Annotated in this window: 17 protein-coding genes and 2 tRNA genes; 11 read left to right on the top strand and 8 right to left on the bottom strand. The window is 69.1% G+C overall.

Annotated elements, in window-relative coordinates; translation table 11 throughout:
- Positions 1-35: 35 nt before the first annotated feature.
- The 5 genes from OG897_RS00245 to OG897_RS00225 all read right to left on the bottom strand — a co-directional run bounded on the left by OG897_RS00245 (position 36) and on the right by OG897_RS00225 (position 2,710).
- Entirely contained in the window at positions 36-851 is an 816-nt protein-coding gene (locus OG897_RS00245; protein ID WP_266651650.1) for an ABC transporter permease, read from the bottom strand.
- Positions 848-1,846 carry an ABC transporter ATP-binding protein gene (locus OG897_RS00240; protein WP_266651648.1) on the bottom strand — a complete coding sequence of 333 codons (999 nt, stop codon included), beginning with the start codon at positions 1,844-1,846 and terminating at the stop codon, positions 848-850. The genes OG897_RS00245 and OG897_RS00240 overlap by 4 nt, the downstream gene beginning before the upstream one ends.
- A 133-nt stretch (positions 1,847-1,979) precedes the next feature.
- Positions 1,980-2,055: transfer RNA gene (locus OG897_RS00235), tRNA-Gly, on the bottom strand.
- Between the two features lie 77 nt (positions 2,056-2,132).
- Positions 2,133-2,204: transfer RNA gene (locus tag OG897_RS00230), tRNA-Gly, on the bottom strand.
- A 188-nt stretch (positions 2,205-2,392) separates the two neighbouring features.
- A complete protein-coding gene (locus OG897_RS00225; protein ID WP_266651646.1) occupies positions 2,393-2,710 on the bottom strand; it encodes an Lsr2 family protein in 318 nt (105 codons plus the stop codon).
- Between the two features lie 344 nt (positions 2,711-3,054).
- Between OG897_RS00225 and purS the strand changes: the two genes are divergently transcribed.
- From purS to purM, 9 genes are all read left to right on the top strand, one after another.
- Entirely contained in the window at positions 3,055-3,306 is a 252-nt protein-coding gene (gene purS / locus OG897_RS00220) for a phosphoribosylformylglycinamidine synthase subunit PurS (RefSeq protein WP_266651644.1), read from the top strand.
- Positions 3,303-3,983: a phosphoribosylformylglycinamidine synthase subunit PurQ gene (gene purQ / locus OG897_RS00215; RefSeq protein WP_266651642.1), complete on the top strand. Its 681-nt coding sequence runs from the start codon at positions 3,303-3,305 to the stop codon at positions 3,981-3,983. Before purS ends, purQ begins: the two co-directional genes overlap by 4 nt.
- Complete coding sequence (gene purL, locus OG897_RS00210) at positions 3,983-6,265, top strand: phosphoribosylformylglycinamidine synthase subunit PurL (protein WP_266651640.1); 2,283 nt, start codon at positions 3,983-3,985, stop codon at positions 6,263-6,265. Before purQ ends, purL begins: the two co-directional genes overlap by 1 nt.
- A 150-nt stretch (positions 6,266-6,415) precedes the next feature.
- The gene (locus tag OG897_RS00205) at positions 6,416-6,985 is read left to right on the top strand and encodes a hypothetical protein (RefSeq protein WP_266651639.1); all 570 of its coding nucleotides are present in this window, start codon (positions 6,416-6,418) and stop codon (positions 6,983-6,985) included.
- 72 nt (positions 6,986-7,057) lie between these two features.
- Complete coding sequence (locus OG897_RS00200) at positions 7,058-8,197, top strand: hypothetical protein (RefSeq protein WP_266651638.1); 1,140 nt, start codon at positions 7,058-7,060, stop codon at positions 8,195-8,197.
- Between the two features lie 36 nt (positions 8,198-8,233).
- A complete protein-coding gene (locus OG897_RS00195; protein ID WP_266651637.1) occupies positions 8,234-9,055 on the top strand; it encodes a maleylpyruvate isomerase family mycothiol-dependent enzyme in 822 nt (273 codons plus the stop codon).
- A 121-nt stretch (positions 9,056-9,176) separates the two neighbouring features.
- On the top strand, positions 9,177-10,037 hold the full coding sequence (locus OG897_RS00190) for an META domain-containing protein (RefSeq protein WP_266651636.1): 861 nt from the start codon (positions 9,177-9,179) through the stop codon (positions 10,035-10,037).
- Between the two features lie 137 nt (positions 10,038-10,174).
- Positions 10,175-11,701: an amidophosphoribosyltransferase gene (purF, locus tag OG897_RS00185; protein ID WP_266651634.1), complete on the top strand. Its 1,527-nt coding sequence runs from the start codon at positions 10,175-10,177 to the stop codon at positions 11,699-11,701.
- 45 nt (positions 11,702-11,746) lie between these two features.
- On the top strand, positions 11,747-12,841 hold the full coding sequence (gene purM, locus OG897_RS00180; protein WP_266651632.1) for a phosphoribosylformylglycinamidine cyclo-ligase: 1,095 nt from the start codon (positions 11,747-11,749) through the stop codon (positions 12,839-12,841).
- Positions 12,842-13,046: 205 nt separating this feature from the next.
- Here purM and OG897_RS00175 read toward each other — a convergent pair whose 3' ends face one another.
- Together OG897_RS00175 and OG897_RS00170 are read right to left on the bottom strand one after the other, a co-directional pair.
- Positions 13,047-13,295: a DUF3073 domain-containing protein gene (locus OG897_RS00175; RefSeq protein ID WP_189822705.1), complete on the bottom strand. Its 249-nt coding sequence runs from the start codon at positions 13,293-13,295 to the stop codon at positions 13,047-13,049.
- 287 nt (positions 13,296-13,582) lie between these two features.
- Complete coding sequence (locus OG897_RS00170; RefSeq protein WP_266651629.1) at positions 13,583-14,668, bottom strand: Glu/Leu/Phe/Val dehydrogenase dimerization domain-containing protein; 1,086 nt, start codon at positions 14,666-14,668, stop codon at positions 13,583-13,585.
- Between the two features lie 194 nt (positions 14,669-14,862).
- Between OG897_RS00170 and OG897_RS00165 the strand changes: the two genes are divergently transcribed.
- Both OG897_RS00165 and bldC read left to right on the top strand, forming a co-directional pair.
- Entirely contained in the window at positions 14,863-15,732 is an 870-nt protein-coding gene (locus OG897_RS00165) for a hypothetical protein (RefSeq protein WP_266651627.1), read from the top strand.
- A gap of 545 nt (positions 15,733-16,277) precedes the next feature.
- On the top strand, positions 16,278-16,484 hold the full coding sequence (gene bldC, locus OG897_RS00160) for a developmental transcriptional regulator BldC (RefSeq protein ID WP_003949541.1): 207 nt from the start codon (positions 16,278-16,280) through the stop codon (positions 16,482-16,484).
- 664 nt (positions 16,485-17,148) lie between these two features.
- Here the strand turns inward: bldC and OG897_RS00155 are convergent.
- On the bottom strand, positions 17,149-17,373 hold the full coding sequence (locus tag OG897_RS00155) for a DUF6274 family protein (RefSeq protein WP_266651625.1): 225 nt from the start codon (positions 17,371-17,373) through the stop codon (positions 17,149-17,151).
- Between the last annotated feature and the right edge of the window lie 94 nt (positions 17,374-17,467).

Here is a 17,467-nt window from a genome sequence, read left to right as displayed (position 1 = left end):
CGCCCCGGGCCGGGACGGAGGCCGGAGCCCGGCTGCTACCGCCGCGGCTCCCAGTGGAACCGCCTCTTGGCCGTGTACACCGACAGTACGGTCCAGGCCGCCACGATGGCCACGTCCCCGAGCGCTCCGGTCCAGCTCAGCCCGCCCGACCAGCCGCCCCGCATCAGCTCCACCACCGGGGAGAACGGCAGCAGTTCGCAGATCCTCGCGGCGGTGTCCGGGAGCGCCTCCAGCGGGAAGAACAGCCCGGAGCCGAACATCGACAGGAACATCACCGGCGCGATGGTGAGCTGCGCCCCCTCCGCGCTCTTCGTGAACGCCGTGGTCGCCACCGCGAGGAGCACCGCGAGACCGATCCCCAGCACGATGCCCACCACCACGAACAGCACGTTGGACGGCATCTGAGCGTCCAGCAGCACGACCCCGGCCACCAGCAGCAGCACGGCCTGCACCAGGCCCGCCACGAGCGCGGCGATCGAGGTGCCCGCCAGGATCTCGATGTCGCCCTGCTCGCCGGTCCGCAGCCGCTTGAGCACCAGCTCCTCGCGGCGGGTGACGTACGTGCCGACCAGCGTGGTGTAGACGCTGCCGATCATCACGTACGTCATCGCCGTCGGGATCAGCATCGTGCCGAGCGACAGACCGTACTTCTCCAGGTCCATCCCCTTGGTGACCGAGAGGGAGGAGAAGGTCAGGACGACCGGCATCACCAGGATCATCACCAGACTGGCCTTGTTGCGGCCCAGCAGGGTGAGTTCGGCCCGCGCCATCGCCTTCATCCGGCCTGCGGTCGTGGTGCGTGCGCCGTCCGACGCCGCCTGGCGCGTGTCCTGCGTCAGCGTCACGCTCATCGCGCCGCCACCTCTTCCTTGTCCTTGCGAGCCGCGTTCGCGGTCGTGTTCGCCGTCGTGTCCGCCGTCGTCTTCGCGTCCCGCGCGATGTGCAGGAACGCCTCCTCCAGCGAGGCCGACCGCACGTCGAGTCCGCGCAGCTCCACCCCTGCCGACTCCGCCCAGACCAACAGCCCGGTGGCCGCGCGCTGGAGGGCCGGAGTCGTCAACTGGACCGTCCTGCCGTTCAGTCGGTGCTCCGTTACGCCGAGCTGTCCGAGCGGCGGCAGGTCCCCCAGGTGGTATCCCTGCGGCAGCTCGAAGCTGATCCGCGACGGGTGCGCGGCGACCACCTCGTCCACCCGCCCCTCGGCGGCGATCCGGCCCTCGTGCATGATCGCCAGCCGGTCGGCCAGCTCCTCGGCCTCTTCGAGGTAGTGCGTCGTCAGCAGTACGGTCGTGCCCTGATCGCGCAGCTCCCGCACCAACTCCCAGGTCTCGCGCCGCCCTTCGGCGTCCAGGCCGGTCGTCGGCTCGTCCAGGAAGAGCACCTCGGGCCGCCCGAGCACCGCCATCGCCAGGTCGAGCCGCCGCCGTTCACCGCCGGACAGCTGGATGACCCGTACGGATCGACGCTTCGCCAGCCCCACCAGCTCCAGCGCCTCCTCGACGGGACGTGCGCCGCTCGTGCAGCCCGCCCACATCCGGGCGGTCTCCAGCACCGTCAACTGCGAGGGGAATCCGCCCTCCTGGAGCATCACGCCCACATGGGGACGTACCTGCGCCCGCTCGGTGAACGGGTCGTGCCCCAGGATCCGGACCCGGCCGCCGGTCGGTGCGGCGAGACCTTCGAGCAGCTCCAGGGTGGAGGTCTTGCCCGCGCCGTTGGTGCCGAGCAGCGCGAAGAGTTCACCGCGAGCCACGGAGAAGGAGACGGATCGGACGGCCTCGAACCCCCCGGCGTACGTCCGCCGGAGCCCTTCGACGTCGATGACAAGCTCTGCGTTGGTGGTCATGTCCCCAGACTCCCGTCGGCCGGGAGGCGGTGGCAGTGCGCGCTGTCACGATTCCCGATGACAAATGTCATGAGGGGCGTCGGCGTCGGAGTAACGCGAAAGGCCCCGGTCGCAATGACCGGGGCCTTTCACATGGAGCGGACGACCAGGTTCGAACTGGCGACCTCAACCTTGGCAAGGTTGCGCTCTACCAACTGAGCTACGTCCGCAAGGGGTACTGCTTGGTGGTGCTGCTTCACCTTACCCGATGCTCCGGGGCTGCCGGAAACCGGTTGAGGCGATGCAGAGCGGGTGACAGGAATTGCACACTGCGCCTTCCCCCTGGAAGGAGGATGTTCTGCTACTGAACTACACCCGCACGCTGCGTGAGGCGGGGCCTTGCGGCCTTGCCCTTCGGCGTGCTCCAGACTTTAGCCCAGGTACCCGGGTGTGATGCAAATCGGTTCCGGCCGACCTCGCGGGCCGGACCGGACATCTGTCGCTCCGTCAGGAGGCGTCCCGACAGGAGGCTTCCCGTCACAAGGCGTCCCGTCAGAAGGCTTCCGGTCAGGAGGCTTCGGCGAACGCCTCGTAGACCTTCTTCGGGATGCGGCCCCTGGCCGGTACCTCCATCCGGTGCGACCGCGCCCAGGCGCGCACCGCCGCCGGGTCGGGGGCGACCGAGGTGTGCCGGTACACATTGCCCGACTTCGAGTGCTTTCGCGCTGCCGTCACGTACGGCATCAGAGCCGTGCGCAGTTTCTTTGCATTGGCGGGATTGAGGTCGATCTCGTACGACTTCCCGTCGAGGCCGAAGGTCACCGTTTCCGCCGCTTCTCCTCCGTCGATGTCGTCGGAGAGCGTGACCACTACGCGTTGAGCCACGGATATCGGTCCTTCCTAGCGGACGAGTACCGGCGGCAGTCCCGAGGTCACCGCGCTGACGTGCGGCGATGTCGGCCTTCCGACGGTTTTGAAGCAACTCAAGTGCAATGTTGCTTTCCCTTGTATTCCTTTGTACAGGGGGAGGCATTGCATTGTGAAGCCCAGTCAATTCCGTCCGCGTGTCCGAGGCAATGAGGGGCGCCGCATTTTTCCTTGATTTTTCCTCGGGTTGCCGGTGCCGATACCGGAACGTGATCGTTCGAGACGATATCTACCCGCGTAGAATTTTTGGGCGGGTACGCTGGTGAAACCGCCTTAAGCACCACACCACACCGGGAGTGCCAGTGGCACGCGTCGTAGTCGACGTCATGCTCAAGCCCGAGATTCTCGACCCGCAGGGACAGGCGGTGCAGCGTGCACTGCCCCGTCTCGGCTTCAAGGGAATCGCGGACGTCCGCCAGGGGAAGCGTTTCGAGCTGGAGGTGGAGGGGCCGGTCGACGAGGCCGCCCTCGCCCGCATCCACGAGATGGCCGAAACGTTCCTCGCCAACACCGTCATCGAGGACTTCACCGTGAAGGTGGAGGAAGAGAAGTGACTGCTCGCATCGGAGTCGTCACCTTCCCCGGCACGCTCGACGACCAGGACGCGCTGCGCGCCGTCCGCCTCGCCGGTGCCGAGCCGGTGTCCCTCTGGCACCGCGACAAGGACCTCCACCAGGTCGACGCCGTGGTCCTCGCCGGGGGCTTCTCGTACGGCGACTACCTCCGGGCCGGAGCCATCTCGCGCTTCTCCCCGGTGATGGACACGGTCATCGAGCAGGCGAAGGCCGGAATGCCGGTCCTCGGCATCTGCAACGGCTTCCAGATCCTCACCGAGGCACACCTGCTGCCCGGCGCGATGCTCCGGAACAACCACCTCCACTTCATCTGCCGCGACCAGAAGCTGCGGGTGGAGAACACGGAGACCGCCTGGACCCTCGATTACGAGCAGGGCCAGGAGATCTCGGTACCGCTGAAGAACATGGACGGCCGGTACGTCGCCGACGAGCGCACGCTCGACGAGCTGGAGGCGGAGGGCCGGGTGGCGTTCCGCTACCTCGACACCAACCCGAACGGCTCGCTCCGGGACATCGCCGGGATCACGAACGCGGCGGGCAACGTCGTCGGTCTGATGCCGCACCCCGAGCACGCCGTCGAGCCGCTGATCGGTACGGGCCGTACCGACGGGCTCGGGTTCTTCACCTCGATCCTGAAGAAGCTGGTCAACGCCTGATGACGACTGAGCGCAGCGAAGGCGCAATCAAGCACAGCCTGGACACCGTCAAGCACGCTGCGGGAACCCCCGAGGTCGAGCAGCCCTGGAAGGAACTCGGCCTCAAGGAGGACGAGTACGCCAAGATCCGCGAGATCCTCGGCCGCCGTCCCACCGGCGCCGAGCTCGCCATGTACTCCGTGATGTGGTCCGAGCACTGCTCGTACAAGAGCAGCAAGGTCCACCTCAAGCAGTTCGGCGAGAAGGTCCCGGCCAACGACGCCATGCTCGTCGGGATCGGCGAGAACGCCGGTGTCGTCGACGTCGGCCAGGGCTACGCGGTCACCTTCAAGGTCGAGTCGCACAACCACCCCTCGTACATCGAGCCCTACCAGGGCGCGGCCACCGGCGTCGGCGGCATCGTCCGCGACATCCTCGCCATGGGTGCGCGTCCGGTCGCGGTCGTGGACCCGCTGCGCTTCGGCGCCGCCGACCACCCCGACACGAAGCGGGTACTGCCCGGTGTCGTCGCGGGCATCGGCGGTTACGGAAACTGCCTCGGGCTGCCGAACATCGGCGGCGAGGTCGTCTTCGACGCCTGCTACCAGGGCAACCCGCTGGTCAACGCCGGTTGCATCGGCGTCATGAGGCACGAGGACATCCACCTCGCGCAGGCGTCCGGGCCCGGCAACAAGGTCATCCTGTACGGGGCTCGCACCGGCGGCGACGGCATCGGCGGTGTCTCGGTGCTCGCGTCGGAGACCTTCGACGATGCGAAGCCCACCAAGCGTCCCGCCGTCCAGGTCGGCGACCCCTTCCAGGAGAAGCTCCTCATCGAGTGCACCCTGGAGATCTTCCAGGAGAAGCTGGTCGCGGGCATCCAGGACCTCGGCGGTGCCGGGCTGTCCTGTGCCACCTCGGAGCTGGCGTCCGCCGGTTCCGGCGGCATGCGCGTCGAGCTGGACACCGTGCCGCTGCGTGACTCCTCGCTCTCGCCCGAGGAAATCCTCATGAGCGAGTCGCAGGAGCGCATGTGCGCGATCGTCGAGCCGCAGCACGTCGAGCGCTTCCTGGAGATCTGCGAGAAGTGGGACGTCATCGCCACCGTCATCGGTGAGGTGACCGAGGGCTCGCAGCTGGAGATCTTCTGGCACGGCGAGCAGATCGTGGACGTACCGCCGAGGTCCGTGGCCCACGAGGGCCCCACCTACCACCGGCCGTACGCCCGTCCCTCCTGGCAGGACGCCCTCCAGGCCGACGACGCGAACAAGCTGGCCCGCCCGGCGAACGGCGCGGAGCTGCGCGAGCAGGTCCTGAAGCTGGTCGCCTCGCCCAACCAGGCGTCCAAGGCGTGGATCACGGACCAGTACGACCGCTTCGTGCAGGGCAACACGGTGCTGGCCATGCCCGAGGACGCGGGCATGGTGCGCATCGACGCCGAGACCGGTCTCGGCGTCACGATGTCGACGGACGGCAACGGGCGCTACGCCAAGCTCGACCCGTACACGGGTGCGCAGCTGGCGCTCGCCGAGTCGTACCGGAACGTCGCGACGACCGGTGCGAAGCCCCTCGCCATCTCGGACTGCCTCAACTTCGGTTCCCCCGAGGACCCGGACGTGATGTGGCAGTTCGCGGAGGCCACCCGTGGTCTCGCGGACGGATGTCTGGAACTGGGAACTCCGGTGACCGGTGGCAACGTTTCTCTGTACAACCAGACCGGTGAGACCGCGATCCATCCGACGCCCGTCGTCGCGGTCCTCGGTGTGATCGACGACGTCGCGCGCCGCACGCCGATGGCGTTCGCGAAGGAGGGGCAGCTGCTCTACCTCCTCGGCGACACGCACGAGGAGCTCGGCGGCTCCGCGTGGTCGGAGGTCGTGCACGGCCACCTCGGCGGCATGCCGCCGAAGGTCGACTTGGCGCGCGAGAAGCTGCTCGGCGAGATCCTGATCTCGGCGTCGCGGGACGGCATGATCGACGCCGCCCACGACCTGAGCGACGGCGGCCTCGTCCAGGCCGTCACCGAGTCCTGCCTCCGTGGCGGGAAGGGTGCGCGGCTGGTGGTGCCGGACGGTCTCGACCCGTTCGTGTTCCTGTTCTCGGAGTCGGCGGGCCGTGCGGTCGTGTCGATCCCGCGCAGCGAGGAGCTCCGCTTCAACGACATGTGCGGGGCCCGTGGGCTGCCCGTCACGCGCATCGGTGTCGTGGACGGCGACGAGATCGAGATCCAGGGCGAGTTCAGCATCCCGCTGAGCGAGCTGAAGGCGGCGCACGAGGCGACGATTCCCGGCCTGCTGGCCTGAGTCGTCCTGTTCGTCCGTTACGTGGATGAGTGCGGCCCCGCCCCGGGGTGACCGGGGCGGGGCCGCTTCCGGTGGGGTGCGGGGGACCTGGTCGGGGCCGCGCGCAGGGTCCGTACACAGAACACAGAGAACGACGGGGTGGAAAGAGCCATGGAGAACACCGAGCACTCGAAGGCCCCCGCGCCGAGGTCCACCGCCGATCCGCGGCAGTGGTCGACCACCGCGATCGGCCGGGCGGTGGGCGCGTTCTCCCTCTTCCTGGCGGCCACGGTGATCGTCGTGATCCCGGCCGGCGAGATGACCTGGTCGGTGTGGGTGGCGGTGATCTCCCTGCCGTTCTGGGTGTCCGCCGCCGCGACGGGGCTCAACTGGCGGGTGACGGCCGACCGCTCCGGGGTCTGGGTGGCGGGACCCTGGCGGGTGAAGCTGGTGCGCTGGGCGGATATCAAGAAGATCGAGAGCGACAGCGACAGCTTCGTCGTACGCGGGGCCAAGGGCTCGGCGGCGGCCCTGCGGCCGACCGGCTGGACGAAACTGGAGCAGCGGAACGCGGCCGGGCACACGGCGGGGCAGGCCGCCGAAGCGATCCGCGCGATGCTCGCCGACCCGGAGCTGCGTCCCGTGCGCGACAGTGCGCCGGCGGAGCAGGGGATGCCGTTGGGGCCGGTGCTGGTGGTGGTGCTGCTGGTGTGGACGGCGTGCGTGTACTGGCTGTTCTGAGGGGGGACCGGCGACGTCCGGGGGCGGGGCGACGGCCCTGACAGAAGCGGGCGTTCCGCCGATACTGCGCCCATGAGCGATTTCGCCGCGTTGCCTCCGCGCACCCCGCTTCCGGCGGGTGCGCATCCGCCCGAGGCCGAGCCCTGGAGCCCGGAGGCCGCCGAGGCGTGGCGGGCCGCCGCGCTGCCCGGGTGGCTGCGGCCGTGGGCCGTGGGGTGGGGGCTGGCGGTGGTGCTGCTGGCGGGCCTGATGCTGCTGGGGTCCGCCGATACCGGGCCGCCGTGCACGGAGGACGACACGTGCGGCACCCAGTGGGGCGGCTACCTGCTGATGCTCTTCGTGGGGCTGCTGCCGTACTGGTGCGTGCGGATGCCCCGGGTCGCGCTGTTCACGCTGCCGCTGGCGGTACTGGACGGGGTGGTGCTGGCGGTCCAGGGCGGGGCCGGGTACGTCGCGACCGACTGGGCGGGACTGGCCCTGTTCACCGCGGGACCCGCGCTCGCTCTCCTCCTCGTCGTACTGAGACTGCGGGCGCGGCGGCGGCAGAGCGCGGTGGCGCTCGACGCGAGCAAGGGGCGCACGGCGCCGCTGCCCAAGGGGTTCGGGCCCGACGCGAGGGTGCGGCGGAGGCTGGGCGTGGGGGTGCCGCTGGTGCTGGTGGGATGTGCGTTCCTGGTGTGGGGCGTGGTGGCAACGGCGGTGCACGACGCCCGGGACGCGCGAGCCACGCGCGGCACGGGGGCGGTGCTCTCCCGGACGGTGGTCGACGACGGCGCGGCCGAACCGTACGACGCGATCGGCCAGCAGCTGGCCGCCCTTCCCTTCCTGCTGCCGGGGATCGCGCTGGTGGTGCGCGGGTTCCAACTGCGATCCGTACGTCGGGCGTTGAGCACCGGGGAGCAGCCGGTGGTGCGGATGCTCGTTTCGGGCCGGCCGACGCGGCAGCGGCTGACCGCCGTCATGGACCCCCGGTCGGCAGGGGCGGCGATCGGCTGTCGGGCGGTGGCGTACGAGGAGTCGTTGTTGGTGGTCGGAGGGGAGGGGGTGCAGGACGCGGGTCCGGTCCGGGCCGGGGACGCTGTTGTCTACGGAGCTCTCCACGAGGGCGCGGGGGTCGCGGTGCTGTACTCGCCGTGGGCTCCGGGGAAGGACGGCAGGGAACACGTCCGGCTGGCCGGGGTCGACGTGGTCGGGCCGGTGGAGCCGTCGTGACCGGCGTTGTCAGACCCGGCCTCTAGTCTCGGAGACATGGCACAGAACACTCGCTCCGCGAAGGGCTCCGCGACCGGCCGGAAGAAGCCCCGTGCGTACGACCCGGTGAAGACCCGGGCCGCCGTGCTCGCCCAGTTCGGGCTGGTCCGGGAGGTCGTCGAGGGGCTTTCCGAGGAGCAGCTGGCAGGGCCGAGCGGGCTCGGGGAGTGGTCGGTGCGGGAGCTGGCCGCGCACCTGTCGATGGCGGTGAGTTCTGTCGTACGGGGTCTGGGTGAGCCCGCACCGGAGTCCGCCGAAGTGGGCCTGCTGGACTGGCCGTTCACGACGGAGAAGTACGCCGGGCAGGTCGCGGACGACACACGGGCCGTCGCGGCGGGCGCGCCCGTCGCCGAGCTGTACGGGCGGGTCGCGGCCGACATCGCCGAGGTGCTGCCGGGCGCGGCCGACGACCGGGTCGTGCGGACCCGGGTCGGGGCGATGCGCTTCGCGGACTTCCTCGTGACCCGTACGGTCGAGCTGGTCGTGCACAGCGACGACCTGGCCCGGGCCACCGGCGTCGAGGTCCCGTTCGACCGGCAGGCCCTGGCCGCCTGCACGCGGGTACTGGCGGACGCGCTCGCCGTGAAGGCCCCCGGAGCCTCCACGGAGGTACGGATTCCGCCCTTCGCGGTGGTGCAGTGCATCGAGGGCCCCAGGCACACCCGGGGCACCCCGCCGAACGTCGTGGAGACCGACCCGCTGACCTGGATCCGGCTTGCCACAGGACGTACACAATGGGCCGACGCGATTGAGAAAGCGCAGGTCAGGGCCAGTGGGGAGCGTGCGGATCTGGTGGGGGTGCTGCCGATTCTGGGATGAAAGGGAAGCCCTGTGCCGGGGGAAGTGGAACCGGTGCCGCCACCAGTTCCGTCACAGCGGCATGCAGAAGACGCCGAAGCTCAAGACGCCGAAGCTCACGCCGCGAATGAGCACGCCGCGGATGCGCACGCCGCTGAAAGTGCTGGGGGTGCCCGTCACCGTCGTGGCGCTCCTCGCGCTGAGTGCCTGCGGTACGGAGACGACCCCGGGTTCCCAGGCGGGCGGCGACAGAAAGGGCAACGAGCAGGGCACCGTGCAGACGGACCTCGCGCTGACCGGCGTCAAGTGGACGGTGGAGAGCGCCACGGTCGGCGGCCGGAAGGCCACCGCGCCCAAGAACACCTTCGTGCAGATCGACGACAAGGGTGCGGTCAAGGGCAACTACGGCTGCAACTCCTTCACCGGCAGGGCCTCCGTCAAGGGCGACGCCGTCGATCTCGACAAGCTGATGTCCACTCAAATGGCCTGTGACGTACAGGACTTCGAGCTGTCGATGCGCAAGGCGTTCAAGGAGCAGCTGAAGGCGAAGGTGGAGGGCGACCGGCTCACCCTGACCACGGCCAAGGGGGACACCGTCGCGCTGACGTCGAACCCCAAGGCGGAGGCGGCGGCCCCGCTCGCCGGGACCAAGTGGACCGTCACGTCGTTCGCGGACCGCAAGACCGTGGGCGGCGGCGACAGCACCGCCGCCACCCTGCCGCAGGACCTCGCCGGGAAGGCGTACCTGACCTTCGGCAAGGACGGTTCGGTACGCGGTCGCACCGGTTGCAACTCGCTCAACGGGAAGGCCGAGGCCAAGGACGGAACCCTCGCATTCGGCCGCATCGCCACCACGCGGATGATGTGCCAGGGCGCGGCGGGCGAGGTCGAGAAGAAGCTCCTGAAGGTGCTGACCGGCGAGGCGACGTACACCGTGGACGGCCGCAGCCTCTCCCTCACCGGTCCTGCCGGTGTGGGACTGGAGGCCACGGCCACCCCGTAGGCGTCACCGGAAGAGGCCCCTCCGCCCCGTCCCGAAAGGCCCTGACCTGGGCAGCAGCAGGACCGTTTCGTCCCGGGTCAGGGCCGGTTCGTATCCCCAATTCGGACCAGTGGTCGATCTCGCCTACACTCGGTGCCGTGCCTCGTGGTGATGGACGACTCAACCACGACCTGCTCCCCGGTGAGAAAGGCCCCCAGGACGCTTGCGGCGTCTTCGGTGTCTGGGCTCCCGGCGAAGAGGTCGCCAAGCTCACCTATTTCGGACTGTATGCACTGCAACACCGTGGACAAGAGTCCGCCGGTATCGCAGTAAGCAACGGGTCCCAGATCCTCGTCTTCAAGGACATGGGACTGGTCTCGCAAGTCTTCGACGAAACCTCTCTCGGCTCCCTCCAGGGCCATATCGCGGTCGGTCACGCCCGCTACTCCACCACCGGAGCCTCGGTGTGGGAGAACGCGCAGCCGACATTCCGTGCCACCGCGCACGGTTCGATCGCGCTCGGCCACAACGGAAACCTGGTCAATACGGCGCAGCTCGCCGAACTGGTCGCCGAGCTCCCCAAGGAGAACGGCCGTGCCACCCAGGTGGCGGCCACCAACGACACCGACCTGGTCACAGCCCTCCTCGCGGGCCAGACCGACGACGACGGCAAGCCCCTGAAGCTGGAGGAGGCCGCCGCAAAGGTGCTCCCCAAGGTGAAGGGCGCCTTCTCCCTCGTCTTCATGGACGAGGGAACGCTGTACGCGGCCCGCGACCCGCAGGGCATCCGCCCGCTGGTGCTGGGCCGTCTGGAGCGCGGCTGGGTGGTGGCCTCCGAGTCCGCCGCCCTCGACATCTGCGGCGCTTCGTACGTCCGCGAGGTCGAGCCGGGCGAGATGATCGCGATCGACGAGAACGGTCTCCGCACCTCCCGATTCGCAGAAGCGAAGCCCAAGGGCTGTGTCTTCGAGTACGTCTACCTCGCGCGCCCCGACACCGACATCGCGGGCCGCAACGTCTATCTCAGCCGGGTCGAGATGGGACGCAAACTGGCCAAGGAAGCCCCTGCCGAGGCCGATCTCGTCATAGCGACACCCGAATCGGGCACCCCCGCCGCGATCGGTTACGCCGAAGCCAGCGGGATTCCGTACGGCTCAGGTCTCGTCAAGAACGCCTACGTCGGCCGGACCTTCATCCAGCCGTCCCAGACGATCCGCCAGCTCGGCATCCGTCTGAAGCTCAACCCGCTCAAGGAAGTCATCAAGGGCAAGCGCCTGGTCGTGGTCGACGACTCGATCGTCCGAGGCAACACCCAGCGCGCCTTGGTGAAAATGCTCCGCGAGGCGGGCGCGGCGGAGATCCACATCCGCATCTCCTCGCCGCCCGTGAAGTGGCCGTGCTTCTTCGGCATCGACTTCGCGACCCGCGCCGAGCTGATCGCCAACGGCATGACCATCGAGGAGATCGGCACCTCGCTGGGCGCCGACTCCCTCTCGTACATCTCCATCGACGGCATGATCGAGTCCACGACGATCGACAAGCCGAACCTCTGCCGTGCCTGCTTCGACGGCGAGTACCCCATGGAACTCCCCGACCCGGAGCTCCTCGGCAAGCAGCTACTGGAGACCGAACTCGCGGCGGGACCGGCCAACACGGCCGCCGCCGACGCGCTCCGTCGCCCGTAGCTCGCCCGTCTGACCCTGCTGTACGACACGAAAGTTCTCACCCTCATGCCTACTGAGTCTTCTGGGTCTGCTCCGCAGACGGGCACCGGTGCCAGCTACGCGGCCGCGGGCGTCGACATCGAAGCCGGCGACCGTGCCGTAGAGCTGATGAAGGAGTGGGTGAAGAAGACGAAGCGCCCCGAGACCCTCGGTGGCCTCGGCGGTTTCGCCGGTCTCTTCGACGCCTCCGCCCTCAAGCGCTACGAGCGTCCGCTGCTCGCCTCCGCGACCGACGGCGTCGGCACGAAGGTCGACCTCGCCCGGCAGATGGGCGTGTACGACACCATCGGCCACGACCTCGTCGGCATGGTCGTCGACGACCTCGTCGTCTGCGGTGCCGAACCGTTGTTCATGACCGACTACATCTGCGTCGGCAAGGTGCATCCCGAGCGTGTCGCCGCCATCGTGAAGGGCATCGCCGAAGGCTGCGTCCTCGCGGGCTGCGCCCTGGTCGGCGGCGAGACGGCCGAGCACCCGGGCCTGCTCGGCCCGGACGACTTCGACGTGGCGGGCGCGGGCACCGGCGTCGTGGAGTACGACCAGTTGCTCGGTGCGGACCGGATCCGGGAGGGCGACGCGGTGATCGCGATGGCCTCCTCCGGTCTTCACTCCAACGGGTACTCGCTCGTGCGTCACGTCGTCTTCGACCGCGCCGGCTGGTCCCTCGACCGCGAGGTGGCCGAATTCGGCCGCACCCTCGGCGAGGAACTCCTGGAGCCGACCAAGATCTACTCACTGGACTGCCTGGCCCTCACCCGCACCGCCGAGGTCCACGCGTTCAGCCACGTCACGGGCGGCGGCCTGGCCAACAACCTGGCCCGGGTCATCCCGGACCACCTGCACGCCACGGTCGACCGCTCCACCTGGACCCCCGGCGCCGTCTTCGACGTCGTCGGCCAGGCGGGCAAGGTCGAGCGCCTGGAGCTGGAGAAGACCCTCAACATGGGCGTCGGCATGATCGCCGTCGTTCCCCAGGAGTCGGTCGAGGTCGCTCTGGCCACGCTGGGGGACCGGGGCGTCGAGTCGTGGGTCGCGGGCGAGATCCTGGTCCGTGGCGAGCACCGCGACGGCGCCGAGCTCACCGGCGACTACGCGAAGTAGGACACGGAAGCCCGGCCATGTCCCACCTGGCCGGGCACCGCACCCCACCGCGCACGCCCCGGGACGCACAGAACCCGGCCCGGGGCGAAAGCCCAGGACCGGGTCCGGTGGAACTGCTCAGACCTTATGAAAATGTTCGAGGTGTACGAACGCCAGAACTGCCAGAACCCAACTGAACCGAACTGAACGCACCAGAACCGAAGCGTCAAGCGCCCCGGCGCTGCGACGAAGGACCCGACTCATCGTCGTCGTCATCGTCGTTGTACTGCGACGCGTACTGTGCGTACGGGTCGTCTTCCTCGTCATCGTCCTCGAACGGCTCGCCATTCGGCGGCTGTTGCGAAGTCGAAGCGCCCAGCTCATTGGCCAGACGCGAGAGGTCAGTCCCGCCGCTGCTGTACTTCAGCTGGCGGGCGACCTTCGTCTGCTTGGCCTTTGCCCGGCCGCGCCCCATGGCTCGACCCCCTCGGTGACGGGGCTCGACGGCCCCAGAGTCTTGACACGCGTTCATGGTTGGGAACGGGCTCTCCGTGAAGAGACCGGTCCGCAGGACTTCAACGGTACCTGCTTCTTTGGCCATACGGTACGCCGCCCGCAGGAGACACCTCGAAGCACCGCCGGCGAGGAGCCCCGTCCCCGCTGGTCAACCGCGATTTTAGCCCCTTCCTGACGCCCGACCCGCCGAGGGGGGTGAGCGATGTCTCCCCCCGCCCCCTCCCGACGGCGAGCCGGGCCCGCGAGTCAGCGTCGGGCGCGCGCCTCGGCCATCCGTGCCTCGGCGATCCGGTCGGCCGCCGCGGCCGGAGGAACACCCTCTTCCTTTGCTCGTGCGAAGATTTGCAGCGTGGTGTCGAAGATCTTCGCGGCCTTCTTCTTGCACCGGTCGAAGTCGAAGCCGTGCAGCTCGTCGGCGACCTGGATGACCCCGCCCGCGTTCACCACGTAGTCGGGCGCGTACAGGATCCCCCGGTCCTGGAGGTCCTTCTCGACCCCCGGGTGCGCGAGCTGGTTGTTGGCCGCGCCGCACACGACCGACGCGGTCAGCACCGGCACGCTCGCGTCGTTCAGCGCACCGCCCAGCGCGCAGGGCGCGTAGATGTCGAGGCCCTCGACCCGGATCAGCGCCTCGGTGTCGGCGACCACGCTCACCTCGGGGTGCTTGTCGGTCACCCGCCGCAGGGACTCCTCCCGTACGTCGGTGATCACGACCTGGGCGCCGTCCTCCAGCAGGTGCTCCACCAGGTAGTGCCCCACCTTGCCGACCCCGGCGACGCCGACCTTGCGGCCGCGCAGCGTGGGGTCGCCCCACAGGTGCTGGGCCGAGGCGCGCATGCCCTGGAAGACGCCGTACGCGGTGAGCACGGAGGAGTCGCCCGCGCCGCCGTTCTCCGGCGAGCGCCCGGTCGTCCAGCGGCACTCGCGCGCCACGACGTCCATGTCGGCGACGTACGTGCCGACGTCGCACGCCGTCACGTAACGGCCACCCAGCGAAGCCACGAACCGGCCGTACGCGAGGAGCAGCTCCTCCGTCTTGATCTGCTCCGGGTCACCGATGATCACGGCCTTGCCGCCGCCGTGGTCGAGTCCGGCGAGGGCGTTCTTGTACGACATACCGCGCGAGAGGTTGAGTGCGTCCGCGACGGCCGCCTCCTCGCTCTCGTACGGATAGAAGCGCGTGCCGCCGAGGCCAGGACCGAGGTCCGTGTTGTGCAGGGCGATGACGGCCTTGAGGCCGGAGGCGCGGTCCTGGCACAGCACGACGTGCTCGTGGCCTCCCTGCTCCGAACGGAACAGGGTGTGCAGGACGCCGTCGGAAGATGCGGTCACTGTGGTGACTCCCAAGTACGAGGCGGTGAAGCCCTCTTGCGGGTGGAGAGGGCCGATGGGCACGAGAGTAGGGCCTGAAGCCCCTGTCGCAGGGGCCAGTGCCCGAGATCACCCCCTTTCCGACTACCCCCGTGGGACGATTTGCTTCCGGTCCGCAGTCGTGCCGTCACGGCGGCCGTAGGTGAGGAGCAGGCGTGCCCCTGGCGTCTTCGGTGATCGTCCCGTACGTGTCGTCCTTGCGGGTGTACGAACCGCTGGCGGCCTTCCCCGAACCGGAGCGCACCCACTGGGCCCGCTACGCGCGTCGCCCCGCCCTGCCCACCGGGCAGGACGAACTCCGCTCCGCGCTCGCCGACTTGCTGCCCACCCCGCCCGTCGCCGTGCCGGTCCACGAGAGCGGCGACGCGTACGTGGCCGAGACCGACGGGGTCGTGGTGGTCTGCCCGTGGCGGACCCGGCTGCGCGGCTGGCAGGCCCTGGAGGAGCTGCCCGAGCACTACCCGGCCGCGCTCCTGGACGCCGTACTGCCTCCTCTCGTACGACGGCAGGCGAGCGCGGACTACGCGCGCTGGCGGGAGCGGAATCCGGACGCCCGCCCGTGGATCAGGACCTCGGTGTGGCACGTGCCGGTGCGGTGGTTCGTGCTCTTCGGGGACGAGGAGCGGGAGTTCACGAAGGCGGACGGCGGGGAGGCGGCGCTGCTGCGCTACCGGACGCCGATGGTGCAGGCCCGGCGCCGGGTGGCGCGCGGCCTGCGGACGCTGCGGCAGCACGAGGGGGCGGGGCAGGGCGGGCGCGGCGGCGAGGAGGGTCCGCTCGTGACCGGTCTGGTGGACGTGGGGCGGTGGCTGGAGGAGTTCCATCCGCGTTCCCTCGTCGAACTGGACTACGGGGGTCTCACCCACGTCCTCGACGAGGCGCACCTCGCGGAGGACCGGTCGGCGGCGGACGTGGCCGAGGGGATCGGCGCGCTGCGGGCGGGTGACGCGGACGGCGCGGCGGCGGCGTACGAGCGGCTCGCGGAGCGCTGGAGGGCGGTCCGGTACCGGCAGTTCGCCAACTGAATGCTGAATACCGCACACGATTTGAGCAAAACCTGAGCTTTATCTGAACCACACCGTGATGTGGTGCGTGAGACATGTGAGGGCAGAGGGGTGGTTGGGTCGGGACCTACGTCCTGATCCGGGCTTTTGTGTCAAGCGTGACGGACGGCACTTATCTGCCCCTTGCGCCCATCCCCCGCCCTCGTGTCAAAATAGGACAAGGAGTCCGGGGAGGGCTCCTTCCGTCCAACTAAGGGCGGAATGCTCGGTATTGCTCGCTATGGGGGGTCTGACGACTCCCGATTGCTCTGTGACTGATCGTCACTGTGACGTAACTGTCCGCTATGGCATGGTCCATCGGCTTCCGTCGCTGATGAACACCTCAGAGGGCAATTCCGTCGGTTTGGCCCACACGGCTGGACGGATGGTGTAGTTGTAGTGCCGAGGACAAGCCGTTCGTCCTATAACCGACTCGGCCCGCGTCCGCCATTTCGGGCAACGCGGGTCAAGGTGCAGAATTTAGAGGAAAGAACCGTGAAGGTTCGGTTCTCCCGAGGAGGCCGCTCATGACCGCTCGCACCCCTGACGCCGAGCCGCTGCTGACCCCGGCTGAGGTCGCCACGATGTTCCGCGTGGACCCGAAGACGGTGACCCGCTGGGCCAAGGCAGGCAAGCTCACGTCCATCCGCACGCTGGGTGGGCACAGGCGCTACCGCGAGGCCGAGGTCCGCGCACTGCTTGCGGGCATTCCGCAGCAGCGCAGCGAGGCCTGACGCTTCGTATTACCTCGCATTACCGCTTCACCTGCGTTATCGAGTCACAGTGTCGATTCACAGCTTTACCCGCAGTAACGGCAATACAGGGCAACACCCCGCAATATCAGGGTAATTCGGACCCGGGTCCCCCAACTCGGGCCGTCCGCCCGCCCATGTACCGCTCGGCATGCGCCCGCCCCAACGGGTGCCGTGCCATTGATCGCGTCGGACTCCGCCGAGTCCGGCGCGATTTTTTTGTGCCCCGGCCGTCGTGTGCGGCCCGTGTCCCCGGCGTCGTGCGCGGCTGCGGCCCGGGGCCCCTCGCGATCGGTGCTCGCAGGGGCGTCAGGCGGCCCCTCGGGGGCCTGTGTGCCCCCTGTGGCCGACGGGGCGGGTTACCGGCGGTCCGGGGGCTCCGTCCGCGCTGTGGCGGCGTGCCTCGCTCCGGAGGTCCGGCGGCCTCGTCGCGGCCGTGACCTGGGGAGGGCTCGGAGGTGGTCCGCGGAGGAGGCCGGAAGGGCTCCTGAGGGTTGGTGCAATTGCACATATTAAATTGGCACGTTGTAGGGAGGGGATAAGCGCACCCGTTCCACAAACCCTTCGCGTGACACCCGTCACATGTCATCACGCTTCTCACAACTGAGCTTGCCACCGGAACGGATGCCGGATCGCGAGGCGATGGTCACGGGATCGGGGGACTTTCGTCCCGAGCCTTCTCCTTCTTCTTCTCCCCCGCCTCCTCTTCCGCCTCCTCGTCGAACTGCTCGACGATCTGCTCCGCGATGGCCAGTCGCAGCAGCCGCAGGCAGATGGGGCAGTTCCCGGTGCGGTGCCGATATCTCGTGGCGGCGGCCAGGTGGGCGCGCAGCAGCGCCCGCGTCTCGTGCTTCTCCTTGGACGCAGCCACGCGCCACCTCCACCCGCCCGGGGTCCCGGGGCCGATGAACCCTTTGACTCCGGAGTACCGCTGGCAGATGCCGCCGTCAAGACACGCAAAAGGC

It is taken from the genome of Streptomyces sp. NBC_00237 (genome assembly GCF_026342435.1).
Lineage (GTDB): Bacteria > Actinomycetota > Actinomycetes > Streptomycetales > Streptomycetaceae > Streptomyces.
The sequence above is the reverse complement of the archived record's forward strand: the minus strand, read 5'-3'. Positions and strand labels throughout refer to the sequence as shown.